We start from the raw sequence: 15,302 nt of genomic DNA, 5'->3' as shown, positions 1-15,302 counted from the left end.
GAGCCGAGCGCCCTGCCGCTCGGCGCGCTCGCCGCGGCGGCGCTGGGCTGCCCGGCCGCCGCCGACGCCGGGTTCGCGCTCGGCACGCTGTTCGGCAGCGCGCGCGGCTCGTTCGACGCGCTCGCGCCCTACGCGGCTGCCGCCACCGGTGTGCTCACCCGGTGGATCGCACAGGCGGAAGCCGGTGGTCCCGCCGGTGCCGACGCACGCGCCCGCGTGCTGGCCGTACTGGAACGCGCCGACCAGCTCGCCGACCATGCACGGCTGAGCGGACTGCTCACCGGGGACCGGCTGCTGCCCTCCGGGTACCGGGCGCGGCTGCGGGCGCTGGGCGCCGCGCTCGACGGGAGACCGGCCGCCGCCCAGGCCGCCCTGCGCGAGCTGGGGGACCATCAGCTGGCCGGTCTGTACGGCGACTCCACCGAGCGTGCCCGCACCGCCGTACGTCTGCTGCGCTGGCTCGACGCCCCGGCGCCCGTCCTGGACTCGGTGGGTCAGGGGGTGCGGCATCATCTTGCGTCCACCGGGTGGGTGGATCTGGCGACCGGCGTCCTCGCCGAGGGCGACGCCTCGCGGGACAGTGTGCTCGGAGAGGCGTACCACCGGCTCATCGGCCGTGTGCGCGCCCGGCGGCAGCAGCTCGACGAACAGTTCGCGTCCGTGCTGGCCACCTGGACGGAAGCTGCCTCCCAGCAGGCGCCGGGAGGGGCGCTGCTGATCGAGGACGTCCTCGCGGAGGCCGCCGCACCGCTCGCCAGGGACGGCGGGCGGCGACCGCTCGTGGTCGTGCTGGACGGGATGAGCGCCGATGTCGCCGTGGACCTCGCGGCCGGGCTCGACCGGCGGGTCTGGACGGAGATCGTTCCGGTTCCGGCCCACTCCGGCGGGCGGCCGCCCGGACGTCTCGCCGCCGTCGCCATGCTGCCGACGATCACATGCATCAGCCGGGCCTCGCTGCTCAGCGGCACGGCGGCCGACGGCGGGCAGGACGTGGAACGCGCCGGATTCACGGCCTTCTGGAAGAAGCGCAGACGGGAAGCGGTCCTCTTCCACAAGGGCGGTTACGAGGGCACGGCCGGGCACCGGCTGGCTCCCGCCCTGCTGGAGGAACTCGCCCACGAGGAGCGGGTCGTCGGGGTCGTGGTGAACACCATCGACGACGCGCTCGCGGACGGCCGGGAGAGCGGACGGGCCCGGTGGGGCATCGAGGACATCGCCAGACTGGCCGACCTGCTCGACGCGGCCCGCAACGCCGGACGGCCGGTCCTGCTCGTGTCCGACCACGGGCACGTCCTGGACCGCACTCCGCACGATGCGGGGCCCGCGGCGGCCGAGGGGGTCCAGGGCGCCCGCTGGCGGACCGGCACGGCCGGGCCGGGCGAGGTCGAGCTCGCCGGGCCCCGGGTCCGGGCGGCCGGCGGGCGGATCACCGCCGCCTGGCGCGACGATCTGCGCTACACCTCCCGGCAGGCCGGCTACCACGGCGGCGCCTCCCTCGCGGAGGTCACCGTGCCCGTCCTCGCCTTCGTCCCCTCCGGCAGCCCCATCCCCACGGGATGGACGGTGCTGCCCGCCGAGGACACCGTTCCCACGTGGTGGCGCGCCGAAGCGGACCCCGTGCCCCCGCAGGCGCCCGAACCGGCGGCCCGCGGCCGGGGCAGGAAACCGGCACCCCAGACCGAGAGCCTGTTCCCGCAGCCCGGTCACGGCAGCCTCGGCGAGCAGACGGTGCGCAGCGCGCCGTACCGGACCCAGCGCGGCTTCGTGCGGCTGCCGCCCAGCGACACGGCCGTGGCCGCCGCTCTCGACGCGCTGCTCGCAGCCGGCGGCAAGCTGTCCCCGGCCGCGGTCGCCGCCGCCGCACAGGCCGCCACCGGCAAGTCGCAGCGCAACCCGGAGCGGTTCGTCACCGTGCTGGAGCGGCTGCTGAACATCGACGGCTACCCGGTGCTCCAGCTGACGGAGTCCGGGCGCACGGTCCACCTGGACAAGGAGCTGCTGCGGCAGCAGTTCACCGGAGGCACCACCTGATGAGCACCACCGCCGCACCCGCCCCGGGCGGCTCCGGGGCACCCGGCATCAGCGCCGCGCGGGCCCGGGACGTCGTCGACGCACTGCGCCGCGGCACCGTGCCGCAGCAGGGACTCGGGCTGTTCGCCGTGGGTCTCGACCGGTTCGCGGACGCCCTGGACGACGACCTGGACACCGTCGCCCGCGGCGGCTCCGCCTTCCACGCGCTGCGCGGTGAGTACGGCTCCGGCAAGACGTTCTTCGCCCGCTGGCTCGCCGAGCGGGCCAAGCGTCGCGGACTGGCCGTCAGCGAGGTGCAGATCTCCGAGACCGAGACCCCGCTGCACCGCCTGGAAACCGTCTACCGGCGCCTGGCCGAACGGCTGACCACCGCCACCCACCCGCCGTCCGCCCTGCGGGCCGTCGTCGACTCCTGGTTCTACGCACTGGAGGAGGAGGTCCTCGCCGCCGGGGAGGCCGAGGAGGACGACGAGCAAGGGCTCGGCCGGGCCGTGGACGAGCTGCTGGAGCGGCGGCTCGCGGACGTCGCCCGCACCACGCCCGCCTTCTCCGCGGCACTGCGCGGCTACCGCGACGCGGTGGCGGCCGGCGACGGAGCGCGCGCCGAGGCGCTGATCGCCTGGCTCGGCGGGCAGAGGTCCGTGGCCGCCGCCGCCAAGCGCGCGGCCGGAGTGCGCGGCGACCTCGACCACTTTGGCGCCCTCGGCTTCCTGCAGGGACTGCTGACCGTGCTGCGGGACTGCGGGCACCCCGGGCTGCTCCTGGTGCTCGACGAGGTGGAGACGCTTCAGCGGGTGCGCAGCGATGTACGGGAGAAGTCGCTGAACGCACTGCGGCAGCTCCTCGACGAGATCGACGCCGGCCGGTTCCCGGGACTCTTCCTGATCATCACCGGCACCCCCGCTTTCTACGACGGCCAGCAGGGCGTGCAGCGGCTCGCGCCGCTGGCGCAGCGACTGGCCACCGACTTCACCACCGACCCGCGCTTCGACTCCCCGCGCGCCGTCCAACTGCGCCTTCCCGGCTTCACCCTGGCCTCTCTCGGCGAACTCGGCCGCAAGGTGCGCGGGGTGTACACGGCAACGGCCCGGAACCCCGAGCGGATCACCGCGCGGGCCGACGACGCCTACCTCGACGAGCTGGCGCGGGCGGTGACGGGCTCGCTCGGCGGCAAGGCCGGTATCGCGCCCCGCCTGTACCTGCGCAAGCTGGTCGCCGACGTCCTCGACCGGATCGACACGTTCGACGACTTCGACCCCCGGGTCCACTACACGCTCACGGTCAACAGCGCCGAACTCGACGAGGTGGAGCGCAACGCGGCGGCGAGCGCCGGTGATGTGGAGCTGGACCTGCCGTGAGCGCCGACGCGCTGGACCTCCTCGACCCGATCCTCGTCCACCACATCGTCAACTCGCTCGGCTGGCGTTCCCTGCGGCCCCTGCAGCAGGAGGCGATGGAGCCGGTGCTCGCCGGGCAGGACGCCGTACTGCTCGCGCCGACCGCCGGCGGCAAGACCGAGGCCGCCGTCCTCCCGTTGCTGACGCGGGCACAGCGGCAGGGCTGGAAGGGCACCAGCATCCTCTATGTCACCCCGCTGAAGGCGCTGCTGAACAACCTGCATCCGCGGCTGGAGACGTACACGGGCTGGGTGGGACGCACCGCCGAGCTGTGGCACGGGGACGTCACCGCCACCCGGCGCCGCCGCATCCTCGCCCAGCGCCCGGATCTGCTGCTCACCACGCCCGAGTCGCTGGAGGCGATGCTCGTCAGTGTGAACGTGGACCACCGGGCGTTCTTCTCCGGACTGCACAGCGTGATCGTCGACGAGGTGCACGCCTTCGCCGGCGACGACCGCGGCTGGCATCTGCTCGCCGTGCTGGAGCGCCTGCAGAAGGTCGTCGGGCGGCCGGTGCAGCGCATCGGGCTGTCGGCCACCGTCGGCAATCCGCGCCAGCTCCTGGACTGGTTGCAGGGGTCGGGCCGCGGCCGGCGACCGGGACGGGTCGTCGCGCCCGGCGTGACGCTGCCCGAGCCGGACTCCGGCGACCCGTCGGTGTCCCTGCCGGAGGGTAGGCCCGTGACCCCGCCGCCGGGAGACGTGGAACTGGACTACGTCGGCTCCGTCGCCAACGCCGCCACCGTGATCGCCGCACTGCACCGGGGCGAGAAACGCCTGGTGTTCTGCGAGAGCCGACGCACCGTCGAGGAACTGGGCGAACAGCTCAGGCTGCGCGGCGTGACCACGTTCCTCTCCCACGCCTCGCTGTCCGCCGACGAACGGCGGCGTGCCGAGGCGGCCTTCGCCGAGGCCCGGGACTGTGTGATCGTCTCCACCAGCACCCTGGAACTCGGCATCGACGTGGGCGACCTGGACCGGGTGATCCAGATCGACGCTCCCCCGACGGTGGCCTCGTTCCTGCAACGCCTGGGGCGCACCGGACGACGCCCCGGCACCACGCGCAACTGCCTCTTTCTTGCCCTGGACGACGCCGGACTGCTGTCGGCCGCGTCCCTGCTGCTGGCGTGGTCGCGCGGCTGGGTCGAACCGGTGGTCCCTCCGCCCGACCCCCGCCATCTCGTCGCCCAGCAGATCCTCGCCCTGTGCCTGCAGGAGCGCCGCGTCGGCGAGAACCTGTGGCAGGAGTGGTGGGGCGGCCTGAACCCGTTCGGGACGGCGGCGGAACCGGTCGTACGGCATCTCGTCGAGCAGGGCTACCTGGAGCGGGACGGCGGCACGCTGTTCATCGGTCCGGAGGCCGAACGCCGCTTTGGACAGCGGCATTTCATGGACCTCACGGCCTCGTTCACCGCGCCTCCGGAATTCACCGTCCTCAGCGGGCGCACGGAAATCGGCCGCACGGACCCCGACCTGCTCACCGAGGAGGTGGAAGGGCCCCGCAAGCTGCTGCTGGCAGGCCGCAGTTGGCTGGTCACCTACATCGACTGGCGACGCCGGCGCTGTTTCGTGGAGCCGACGGACGAGGGCGGGCGTGCCAAGTGGAGCGGATTCGGGCCGGAGCGCGTCCGCTCCCGGGCCCTGACCCGGGCCGCTCGTGACGTGCTGCTCGGCAGTGATCCGCCGGTGGCCCTCACCCGGCGGGCCATGGCGCGGCTCGCCATGGCGCGGGAGGCACACCTGGACGTCGTCCACCCGGGCGGCACGCTCATCATCCGGGACGGTGACGGGGACGTGCGCTGGTGGACCTGGGCGGGGCACCGGGCGAACGCCACTCTGGCGGCCTCGCTCTCCCCGGTCACGATCCCGCACCGGCGCGTGGACGACCGGTTCATCGCACTGCGCGACGATCTCACGCCACAGGCCTGGCGGGCGGCGCTGGCCGATGCGCGGGCCGGCCTCACCCTGCCCGAGGTCGACATCCGCGCCGTACGCGGCCTGAAGTTCGCCGAGGCCCTGCCCGAGCGGCTGGCGGAGGCCACCCTGGCGGCCCGGCTGGCGGACGAGGCGGGCGCACGGGCGGTGCTGGCGGAGGACGTACGGTTCGTGGTCCGGCCGTAAGGGGCCCAAGGGTCCGGGAAACCGCGCACGCTCCCGCTTCGGCCCGGGCAAGAGGAGCAATCAACGGGGCGGGAACGCACCGGTGCCCGGCGCCCCCGAAGGGGTGCCGGGCACCGGAGAGGTCAGGCCGGTGAGGCGCTCAGTGGGCGTGGCCGTGGCCGTGGCCCGCCGCGGCGGCCTTCTCCTCCTCCTTCTTCTCGACGACCAGGGTCTCGGTCGTCAGCAGGAGGGAGGCGATGGAGGCGGCGTTCTCCAGGGCGGAGCGGGTGACCTTGACCGGGTCGATGACGCCGGCCTTGATCAGGTCGCCGTACTCGCCGGTGGCGGCGTTGTAGCCGTTGCCCTTCTCCAGCTCCTTGACCTTGGAGACGATGACGTAGCCCTCCAGGCCCGCGTTCTCCGCGATCCAGCGCAGCGGCTCGACGAGGGCGTTGCGGACGACCGCGACACCGGTGGCCTCGTCGCCGGTCTTGCCGAGGTTGTCCTCCAGGACCTTGGAGGCGTGGACGAGCGCGGAGCCACCACCGGAGACGATGCCCTCCTCGACCGCGGCGCGGGTCGCGGAGATGGCGTCCTCCAGACGGTGCTTCTTCTCCTTCAGTTCCACCTCGGTGGCGGCGCCGACCTTGATCACGCACACGCCGCCGGCCAGCTTCGCGAGGCGCTCCTGGAGCTTCTCGCGGTCCCAGTCGGAGTCGGTCTGCTCGATCTCGGCCTTGATCTGCGCGACGCGGGCCTCCACGTCCTCCTTCTTGCCGGCACCGTCGACGATCGTGGTGTCGTCCTTGGTGACGGTGACACGGCGGGCGGTGCCGAGGACGTCCAGGCCGACCTGGTCGAGCTTGAGGCCGACCTCCTCGGAGACCACGGTGGCGCCGGTGAGGACCGCCATGTCCTGCAGCATCGCCTTGCGGCGGTCGCCGAAGCCGGGGGCCTTGACGGCGACGGCGTTGAAGGTGCCGCGGATCTTGTTGACGACCAGGGTGGACAGGGCCTCGCCCTCGACGTCCTCGGCGATGACCAGCAGAGGCTTGGAGGAGTTGGCCTGGATGATCTTCTCGAGCAGCGGCAGCAGGTCCGCGATCGCGGAGATCTTGCCCTGGTGGATCAGGATGTACGGGTCGTCGAGGACGGCCTCCATGCGCTCCTGGTCCGTCACGAAGTACGGCGACAGGTAGCCCTTGTCGAAGGCCATGCCCTCGGTGAAGTCCAGCTCCAGACCGAAGGTGTTGGACTCCTCGACGGTGATGACACCGTCCTTGCCGACCTTGTCCATCGCCTCGGCGATGAGCTCACCGACCTGCTGGTCCTGGGCGGACAGCGCGGCCACGGCGGCGATGTCGGACTTCTCGTCGATCGGACGCGCCGAGGCGTGCAGGTCGTCGGAGACGGCCTTGACGGCGGCGTCGATGCCCTTCTTCAGGGCGGCCGGGGAGGCACCGGCGGCGACGTTCTTCAGACCCTCGCGCACCAGCGCCTGGGCGAGCACGGTGGCGGTGGTGGTGCCGTCACCGGCGATGTCGTTGGTCTTGGTCGCCACCTCCTTCACCAGCTGGGCGCCGAGGTTCTCGTACGGGTCCTCGATCTCGACCTCGCGGGCGATGGTGACGCCGTCGTTGGTGATGGTGGGGGCGCCGAACTTCTTGTCGATGACAACGTTGCGGCCCTTGGGACCGATCGTCACCTTGACCGTGTCGGCCAGCTTGTTGACGCCGCGCTCGAGGGCGCGACGGGCGTCCTCGTCGAACTTCAGGATCTTCGCCATGGCAGCGGGAGCCCTCTCGGAAATCTGAGCGGAGAACAACTGCGCCCCGGACGCCCGGCCTGTGATCGGTCGCGGGGCCAGGGGCGCAGCTCACAGCAGGGTGCTGAGGTGGCTTACTTCTCGATGATCGCGAGCACGTCGCGAGCCGAGAGAACGAGGTACTCCTCGTTGTTGTACTTCACCTCGGTGCCGCCGTACTTGCTGTAGAGCACGACATCGCCGACCTTCACGTCGAGCGGGAGACGGTTGCCGTCCTCGAAGCGGCCCGGGCCCACGGCCAGCACGACGCCCTCCTGGGGCTTCTCCTTGGCGGTGTCCGGGATGACCAGGCCAGAAGCCGTGGTCTGCTCCGCGTCCAGCGGCTGGACCACAATGCGGTCCTCGAGCGGCTTGATGGCAACCTTGGAGCTGGTGGTCGTCACGATCCGACCTCCCCCTTCGGAGATCTCACGGGGTTGACTGTCTGAGGTGGCGACCAGGTCGATCCGTCGTCGCGGGTGCCGGACCTGCCCGTCGCTTTATTGGCACTCTCCAGGGGGGAGTGCCAGCACCGAGACTATGACCGCGATTAGCACTCGGTCAAGCTGAGTGCCAATTGCCTCGCGGCGCGTCGGCGGGGTCCTTCCGACTCCTGTTCGGGCACGGTGCCGCTTCTCTCAGCAACCGCCCTCCAGGGGGTCTTGCACTCTTTTATCCCCTTTTGTCACCAACGCGCTGCCGGGTCGCACGGTTCGCCCTCCGGCTCCCCGGGATCCCCGGACCGGGGGATCCGGCAGCGGGCCCGCCGGGCCGCCGGCCGTCCGGCGCCGGACACGCGCGGCGCCCGCCCCGGTCCGACGACACCGTCCACGTCCATGAGGAACACGCCGAGCGGCAGCCGCGGTTCACGGACCATGTCGACGGGCCGGAACTGCCCTCCGCACCGCCCTGCACACCACCCCGGGCACCGTCACAGGTAGTCCTCCAGCCGGGCCACCGCGAACCCCTCGGCCGTCACATGGTCGAGGAACCGGCGCATGGCGTCGACCATCGTGCCGTTCCACTCGGCGGGGCCCCGGAAGTGGGTGAGGACGACGTCCCCGGGCCGCAGCCGCCGGTCGCTCTCACGGAACTCCCAGCGGTCGACGAAAACCTCCTCGTTCCAGAGCGGCACGTACGCGATGCCGCAGGACTTGGCGGCGCGCAGGGTGTCCCGGTTGTAGTTGCCGTAGGGCGGGCGGAACGCCTTCGGACGCTTGCCGAACTCCTTCTTCATCACGTCCTGCATGCCGCAGATCTCGTGCCTCTGCTCCTCGTAGGACAGGCCCGGCAGATACGGGTGGTTCAGGGTGTGGTTGTTGAGGGTGACTCCGGAGGCCTGCATCGTCCGGAAGTAGCCGTAGTCGCTCTCGACGAGGTAGTCGGTGAGGAACGCCGTGTACGGGATCTTCAGGTCGTCCATCATGCGCAGGAACGCGGGGTCCTTCTCCGCACCGTCGTCGATGGTGAGGAAGACGACCTTGTGCGCGGTGGGGACCGTGGTGAAGACCGGGGGCAGGTCCTCGTCCTCCTGACCGGTCACCTCGAAGCCCGGGCGGACGGTGATCCTCGGCTTCGCGGCGGGCGGCGGCGGGGGCGGCAGCGGAACCTGCTCCAGGCCCCAGCGGCCGGCGGCGGCCGCCCGCTGCTCGTAGGAGGTGCGCAGACGGGTGGCGTAGGAGTCCAGCGCGCGGGCCGAGGGCGCCTGGAGGCGCTGCTGACCGGGTGCCGGGTGCGCCTGCGTGCCCGACGGGGTGCAGCCCGAGGCGAGGGCGGCCATGGCGAGCCCCACAAGTCCGCTCTGGATCCCGGCTCTGCGCCGCGCGCCCCCTTGGGGGGCTTTGGCGATTTTTTTGTCATTTTGTACGACCAGCCTCATGCCGCTGGATCCTCGCAGGCCGCCGCCGGGAACCCGGGACGACACCGCGCCCCGGGGCACGCCGTCCACCGGGCGGCCCACAATGAGCCGGTGAACGACCCTCTCCACACCTTCGCCTCACTGCTCACCCCCGAGGGCCGCGCCCTCCTGGACGAGGTGCGCGGCATCGATCCCGCCGACGAACTCGCCGTCGCCACCCGGCTGCGCCGCGACCATCCCGCCGAGCTGGTGTCGGCGGCACTCGGCCAGGCCCGGCTGCGGCAACGGGCGGCGGCGAAGTTCGGGGCCGAGGACGCGCAACGGATGTTCTTCACCCCGAACGGGGTGGAGCAGTCGACCCGGGCGAGCGTGGCGGCGTACCGGGCACAACGGCTGCGGGGGCTGGGCGTGTCCTCGGTCGCCGATCTGTGCTGCGGGATCGGCGGCGACGCGATCGCGATGGCCCGCGCGGGGATCCGGGTCCTCGCCGTGGACCGGGACCCGCTGACCGCCGCCGTGGCCCGCGCGAACGCCGAGGCCCTGGGGCTCAGCGAGCTGATCGAGGTCCGGGAGGCGGATGTGACACAGGTGGACCCCTCACCGTACGACGCCGTCTTCGTGGACCCGGCCAGAAGAGGAGGCCGGGGCCGGATCTTCGACCCGGAGGCGTACTCGCCCCCGCTCTCCTGGGCCGTCGGCACGGCCCTGAAGGCACCGCACGCCGCCCTGAAGACCGCCCCGGGCATTCCGCACGAGGCGATCCCGCCGCAGGCCGAGGCCGAGTGGGTCTCCGACGGCGGGGACGTGAAGGAGGCGGTGCTGTGGTTCGGCACCGAGCCGGGCCTGGTCCGGGCGACCCTGCTGCCCGGACCGCACACCCTGCGGGCCCGCGGCCTGCCCGACCCCCCGGTGCGCACACCGGGCCGCTATCTGTACGAACCGGACGGCGCGGTCGTCCGCGCCCATCTCGTGGCCGAGGTCGCCGCGGACCTCGACGGCGGCCTCCTCGACGAGACCATCGCGTACATCACCGCCGACGCCCTGCGCCCCACCCCCTATGCCTCCGCCTATGAGATCACCGACCACCTCCCCTTCAACGTCAAGAAACTGAAGGCCCTGCTGCGCGCACGCGAGGTCGGCACGCTGACCGTGAAGAAGCGGGGCTCGGCGGTCGAGCCGGAGGAGCTGCGCCGCAAGGTCCTCCCCAAGCCGCAGGGGAGGAACACGGCGACGGTGTTCCTCACCCGTGTCGCGGGGGCCCCGGCCATGCTGCTCGGACACCCGGTGCGCTGACGCCCCAAAACCCGGAAACCCGGGGAGCGGTCAGCGCAGCGACGCCCACAGGCCGCTCGCCTCCGGCTCCTGCGGCACCACACGGTTGGGGTCGTACGGGGCCGTCACCACCGGCAGGGTCACGGTCGTCACGTTCTCGGCCGTCAGGTTCTTCAGGCTCTGGGCGAGCTCCATCAGCTCGGCGAGCGAGTCCAGACCGGTGTCCGTGGTCAGGCTGCCGGTGACCGCGTCGGCGACCCGGTACAGCCGGGCGGGGTCGTTGAGGAGGTCGCTGGAGGCGACCTCCTGAAGCATGGCCTTGACCAGCATCTGCTGCAGCCCTATGCGGCCGAGGTCGCTGCCGTCGCCTATGCCGTGCCGGGTGCGGGCCAGGGCGAGGGCCTGGGTGCCGTTCAGCCGGTGGGTGCCGGCCTCGAGACGCAGATGGCTCTTGTCGTCGTCGATGTCCTGCTCGGTGGTGACGGTGACCCCGCCGAGCGCGTCCACCAGGTTCGCGAAGCCGGAGAAGTCGATCTCGACGTAGTGGTCCATGCGGATGCCGGTGAGCGTCTCGACCGTCTTCACCGCGCACACCGGCCCGCCCACCGCGTAGGCGCTGTTGAACATCGCGCTGAACGCCGGCGCCGTCGAACCGCCCGAGGGAAGCGGGCAGGACGGACGCGCCACCAGCGTGTCGCGCGGGATGCTCACCACGGTGGCCGAGGTCCGGCCCTCGTCGATGTGCACGACCATCGCGGTGTCGGAGCGCGCGCCCTCGCTGTCGCCGCCGCCGAGTTCCTTGTTCTCCTTGCCGCTGCGCGAGTCCGAGCCCAGCACCAGGATGTTGAGAGCGCCGCCGGGCAGAGCCGAGGTCTCGGCCGCGGGTGCCGCCAGTGGCCTGGGCGGGCGGTTGTCGCCGAGCGCGTCGTTGATGTCGACGCCGGTGATGTTGCGGTTCAGCTGCCAGTACGCCCAGCCCGCCGCCGCCACGCCCAGGACCAGGGCACCGGCCAGGGTGAGGCCCATGGCCTTCAGCACCCTCGAGCGTCGTGTCCCCCGTCTGCAGGCCTCCCTGCCGTCCCCGAGTTCCCTGTCATGTCCCCTGTTGTGTCCCCTCACGGAGAGGAACATACGACCGACCCCTGGAGAGCCCGTCAGGGGGGAGGGCTTTACAGGGCTTCCCCTCGGAACATCTCCTCTCCGAAAGTTTCGATCTCCTTGAAGACCTCGTGGACGCCTTTTGGACGCTCCTTGAAGACCTGTTGAAGAACCGTTGGAGACCCGTTGAAGACTCGTTGAAGACTCGTCGAAGTCCCCCTCGGACGCCCCCTGACCGCCCGGTCCCGGGCAACCGGGGCCGCGGCCGCACGGCCTCACCCCGTCGGCGCCGCCGTGCTGCTGCGCACCACCAGGCTCGTGGCCAGTTCCACCCGGGTGGCCACCGGCTTCTCCTGCGCGCGCCCGAGGTCCAGCACCAGCCTCGCCGCCGCCTCCGCCATCTCGGTCAGCGGCTGGCGCACGGTCGTCAGCGGCGGGCCCACCCAGCGCGCCACCGGCAGATCGTCGAAACCGACCACGCTCACGTCCTCCGGGATGCGCAGCCCCAGCTCGCGTGCCGCCTCGTACAGTCCGAGCGCCTGCAGGTCGTTGCCCGCGAAGACGGCGGTCGGCCGGTCCTCGCGGTCCAGCAGCTTCAGCCCCAGCCGGTAGCCGGCCTCGTGGTGGAAGTCCCCGGCCATGATCAGCGACGGGTCCACCGGCACCCCCGCCGTCTCCAGCGCCGCCCGGTAGCCGTCGATCCGGGCGCGGCTGCACATCATCCGCGACGGTCCGCTGATCGCGCCGATACGGGTGTGCCCGAGCTCCAGCAGATGCCGGGTCGCGGCCAGCCCGCCCTGCCAGTTGGTCGCACCGATCGACGGCACGTCGGCGCCCGGGTCACCGGCCGGATCCATCACCACGAACGGGATGGAACGGCTGGTCAGCAGCGCCTGCTGGGACTCGTCGAGCTCGGACAGCACCAGGATCACGCCGTGCGGGCGGCGGGCGGCGACCTGGTCGGCCCAGGTCCGCCCGGGGGTGAGCCGGCCCGCGCTCTCGGAGAGCACGACGCTCAGCCCCGCGTCCCGGGCCACGTTCTCCACTCCCCGGATGACCTCCATCGCCCAGGCGCTCTCCAGCTCGTGGAAGACCAGGTCGATCAGCGGTGAGCGGGTCGCCTCGGCCCGTCGGCGCCGGTAGCCGTAGGCCCGCAGCAGCTCCTCGACACGGCTGCGGGTTGCCGGGGCGACATCGGCCCGCCCGTTGAGAACTTTCGAAACAGTCGGAGCCGACACACCGGCCTCACGGGCGATCTCGGCAAGCGTGGCGGTCTGTGTTTCTGCGGGCTTCGGAGGATTCATGCGGGCGATCGTATCTCTGCGCGACCCCTTGACGAACCCCTTTGCGCGCCATAGGTTCCCGGAACATTCGACGTGTCATACGAAACATTCGGCCTTGCGCAGGATGTACCCCTCCTCCGGCCACGCATTTCTCGGCCGCACATCCGCACCGGCCGGACGACCATCCGGAAACACGACATCGCGAGAGGTGCCGTCATATGGAGTCCTACAGCAGACGCTGGTTCCTCGGCGTCGGCGCCACCACCCTCATCTCGGCCGCCGGACTCACCGCCTGCGGTTCCGGCAGCGGCTCCGGCGGCTCCGGCACCGGCACCATCACGGCGATGGTGTACGGCGACGACGCGGTGAAGATCCAGGTCAAGGCCGCCGAGCGGTTCAACGCCTCGGCCGCCGCCCGGAAGACCGGCGGCAAGGTCAGGCTGGAGAAGGTGCCCGCCTCCGACTACCCCGCCAAGCTGCGCACCGCGATGGGCTCCCCCAACGCCCCCGATGTGTTCTTCAACTGGGGCGGCGGCTCGATCAAGGCGTACAAGGAGGCGAACCAGCTCGTCGACCTCACCGACGTCATCGAGTCCGACCCGGTCCTGAGGGACGGCTTCCTGCCCTCCGTCCTCGACTCCGGCGCGCTGGACGGCCGCCGCTACGGCATCCCGATGCGGGGCATGCAGCCGGTGATCCTCTTCTACAACAAGACGATCTTCGCCGAGCACAAGCTCCAGCCGCCCACCACCTGGGACCAGCTGCTCGACATCAACGCCAAGCTGAAGAAGGCGGACATCACCCCGTTCGCGCTCGGCGGCGCCGACACCTGGACGGAACTGATGTGGCTGGAGTACCTGGTCGACCGCATCGGCGGACCCGAGGTCTTCGAGCGCATCAAGAACGGCGACGCCTCCGGCTGGGGCGACCCGGCCGTCCTCAAGGCCGCCGAGACGGTCAAGCAGCTCATCGACGACGGCGCCTTCGGCAAGGGCTTCAGCTCGGTGTCGTACAACAACGGCGGCGCGCCCGCCGTGTTCGCCCGGGGCAAGGCGGCGATGCACCTGATGGGCTCCTGGGAGTACCCCACGCAGCTCGGCAAGTTCCCGGACTTCGCCAAGAAGCACCTGGGCTGGTGCGCGTTCCCGAGGTACGAGGGCGGCTCCGGCGACATCCGCAACGTCGTCGGCAACCCCACCAACTACTGGTCCGTCAACGCCCGTACCTCCAACCGGGACGCCGCGATCGCCTTCCTCAAGGACTGCGCCTCCGAGGCGTACGCCAAGGACCTGATCGCCAACGGCGACATCCCGACCACCTCCAACGCGGCCAGGCTGCTCGACGCCTCCCCCAACCCCGAGTTCGCCAGGTTCCAGTACGAGATGGTGCAGCAGGCGCCCGCGTTCACCCTGAGCTGGGACCAGGCGGTCGACCCGAGCTGGCAGTCGCCGATGCTCACCGAGATCAACAAGCTGTTCGTGGGCAAGTCGTCGCCGGCGCAGTTCGTCTCGGCGCTCAAGGGGCTGAAGTGAGTTCGACCGTCACCCCCGTGACGAAGGAAGGGCCCGTGACGAAGAGCGGGCCCCGCACGGACGGTCCCGGGACGGGTGTGCGGGCCGGACGCCCGCACACCGCCTGGATCCTGCCCGGTGTGCTGTTCTTCGCCTTCTTCGCCGTGGTCCCCATGATCCTGGCCTTCTGCCTGTCCTTCACGCGGTGGAACGGCCTGGGCGACCCCGAGCCGGTGGGCCTGGCGAACTGGCGGAAACTGATCGACGACCCGCGTCTGACCCAGTCCCTGACGGTGACCGTGCTGCTCACCGTGGTCAGCTGGGCCTTCCAGACGGCCGTGTCGCTGCTGCTGGGCGTCTGGGCGGCGGGCCGCCAGCGCAACCGGGCGATCCTCTCCGCGGTCTTCTTCGTGCCGTTCCTGCTGTCCTCGACGGCGATCGCGCTGCTCTTCTACGCCCTGCTCGACCCCAACTTCGGCCTCATCCAGGGCGACACGCTCGGCACCACCTCCGGTGCCTTCCTCGCGATCGTCTTCGTCGGCGGCTGGCAGTTCATCCCCTTCCACACCCTGCTCTACCAGGGCGGGGCGCGGCAGATCCCCGACGTCCTCTACCAGGCAGCGGCGATCGACGGCGCCGGCCGCTACCGCCAGTTCTTCTCGATCACCCTGCCGCAGCTGCGCAACACGGCGACCATGTCGAGCGTGCTGATGATCGTCGGCTCGCTGACGTACTTCGAGACCGTGCTGATCCTGACGCAGGGCGGTCCCGGCACGGACACCGCGATCCTGCCGTACCTGATGTACGAGGCGGGCTTCAGAAGCTACGACTTCGGCTACGCGAGCGCCGTCGCGACCTTCCTCGTCGTGGCCGCCACCGCGCTGTCGCTGCTGCTGGTCCGGCTGACCGGCTTCGGCGCCATGCGCAGCACCAGGGAAGGAATGTGACG

11 protein-coding genes are annotated in these 15,302 nt (G+C 71.5%); 6 read left to right on the top strand and 5 right to left on the bottom strand.

The annotated features are described in order from the left end of the window. The 3 genes from pglZ to ABD224_RS05725 form a co-directional block, all read left to right on the top strand. A partial coding sequence (gene pglZ / locus ABD224_RS05735; RefSeq protein WP_344047447.1) for a BREX-2 system phosphatase PglZ occupies positions 1 to 2,031 on the top strand: 2,031 nt, incomplete at its 5' end. Then, positions 2,031 to 3,389 carry a BREX system ATP-binding protein BrxD gene (brxD, locus tag ABD224_RS05730; RefSeq protein ID WP_344047445.1) on the top strand — a complete coding sequence of 453 codons (1,359 nt, stop codon included), beginning with the start codon at positions 2,031 to 2,033 and terminating at the stop codon, positions 3,387 to 3,389. The genes pglZ and brxD, both read left to right, overlap by 1 nt. Next, positions 3,386 to 5,548, top strand: a complete 2,163-nt coding sequence (locus tag ABD224_RS05725) for a DEAD/DEAH box helicase (protein ID WP_344047443.1) — start codon at positions 3,386 to 3,388, stop codon at positions 5,546 to 5,548. Before brxD ends, ABD224_RS05725 begins: the two co-directional genes overlap by 4 nt. 139 nt (positions 5,549 to 5,687) lie before the next feature. On the opposite strand, the gene groL is transcribed toward ABD224_RS05725, so the two are convergent. From groL to ABD224_RS05710, 3 genes are all read right to left on the bottom strand, one after another. Further along, positions 5,688 to 7,313 (bottom strand): chaperonin GroEL, encoded by a 1,626-nt coding sequence (gene groL, locus ABD224_RS05720; protein ID WP_344047441.1) that lies wholly within the window; start codon positions 7,311 to 7,313, stop codon positions 5,688 to 5,690. 113 nt (positions 7,314 to 7,426) lie between these two features. Then, complete coding sequence (gene groES / locus ABD224_RS05715; protein ID WP_067397107.1) at positions 7,427 to 7,735, bottom strand: co-chaperone GroES; 309 nt, start codon at positions 7,733 to 7,735, stop codon at positions 7,427 to 7,429. Positions 7,736 to 8,262: 527 nt separating this feature from the next. Continuing rightward, positions 8,263 to 9,210: a polysaccharide deacetylase family protein gene (locus ABD224_RS05710; RefSeq protein WP_344047438.1), complete on the bottom strand. Its 948-nt coding sequence runs from the start codon at positions 9,208 to 9,210 to the stop codon at positions 8,263 to 8,265. A gap of 90 nt (positions 9,211 to 9,300) precedes the next feature. Here ABD224_RS05710 and ABD224_RS05705 point away from each other — a divergent pair, with 90 nt between their 5' ends. After that, positions 9,301 to 10,482: a THUMP-like domain-containing protein gene (locus ABD224_RS05705; protein ID WP_344047436.1), complete on the top strand. Its 1,182-nt coding sequence runs from the start codon at positions 9,301 to 9,303 to the stop codon at positions 10,480 to 10,482. A 30-nt stretch (positions 10,483 to 10,512) separates the two neighbouring features. On the opposite strand, the gene ABD224_RS05700 is transcribed toward ABD224_RS05705, so the two are convergent. Both ABD224_RS05700 and ABD224_RS05695 read right to left on the bottom strand, forming a co-directional pair. Then, a complete protein-coding gene (locus ABD224_RS05700; RefSeq protein WP_425580917.1) occupies positions 10,513 to 11,592 on the bottom strand; it encodes an LCP family protein in 1,080 nt (359 codons plus the stop codon). Between the two features lie 242 nt (positions 11,593 to 11,834). After that, positions 11,835 to 12,863, bottom strand: a complete 1,029-nt coding sequence (locus ABD224_RS05695) for a LacI family DNA-binding transcriptional regulator (protein ID WP_344047432.1) — start codon at positions 12,861 to 12,863, stop codon at positions 11,835 to 11,837. A 197-nt stretch (positions 12,864 to 13,060) separates the two neighbouring features. Between ABD224_RS05695 and ABD224_RS05690 the strand changes: the two genes are divergently transcribed. Beyond that, positions 13,061 to 14,374, top strand: a complete 1,314-nt coding sequence (locus ABD224_RS05690) for an ABC transporter substrate-binding protein (protein ID WP_344047430.1) — start codon at positions 13,061 to 13,063, stop codon at positions 14,372 to 14,374. A gap of 35 nt (positions 14,375 to 14,409) precedes the next feature. Beyond that, positions 14,410 to 15,300 (top strand): carbohydrate ABC transporter permease, encoded by an 891-nt coding sequence (locus ABD224_RS05685; protein WP_344047428.1) that lies wholly within the window; start codon positions 14,410 to 14,412, stop codon positions 15,298 to 15,300. The last annotated feature ends 2 nt before the right edge of the window (positions 15,301 to 15,302 follow it).

Origin of the sequence: Streptomyces thermoalcalitolerans, assembly GCF_039525155.1 — a bacterium.
Classification (GTDB): Bacteria; Actinomycetota; Actinomycetes; order Streptomycetales; family Streptomycetaceae; genus Streptomyces; species Streptomyces thermovulgaris.
Note: the sequence above shows the minus strand (reverse complement) of the source record. Positions and strands in the feature narration are given on the sequence as shown.

What these genes read in the sequence shown, in the direction of transcription:
- ABD224_RS05690 (WP_344047430.1), top strand. Translation starts at nt 13,061, where the DNA reads ATGGAGTCCTACAGCAGACGCTGGTTCCTCGGCGTCGGCGCCACCACC.
- ABD224_RS05695 (WP_344047432.1), bottom strand. Translation starts at nt 12,863, where the DNA reads ATGAATCCTCCGAAGCCCGCAGAAACACAGACCGCCACGCTTGCCGAG.
- brxD (WP_344047445.1), top strand. Translation starts at nt 2,031, where the DNA reads ATGAGCACCACCGCCGCACCCGCCCCGGGCGGCTCCGGGGCACCCGGC.
- ABD224_RS05700 (WP_425580917.1), bottom strand. Translation starts at nt 11,592, where the DNA reads ATGTTCCTCTCCGTGAGGGGACACAACAGGGGACATGACAGGGAACTC.
- groL (WP_344047441.1), bottom strand. Translation starts at nt 7,313, where the DNA reads ATGGCGAAGATCCTGAAGTTCGACGAGGACGCCCGTCGCGCCCTCGAG.
- ABD224_RS05710 (WP_344047438.1), bottom strand. Translation starts at nt 9,210, where the DNA reads ATGAGGCTGGTCGTACAAAATGACAAAAAAATCGCCAAAGCCCCCCAA.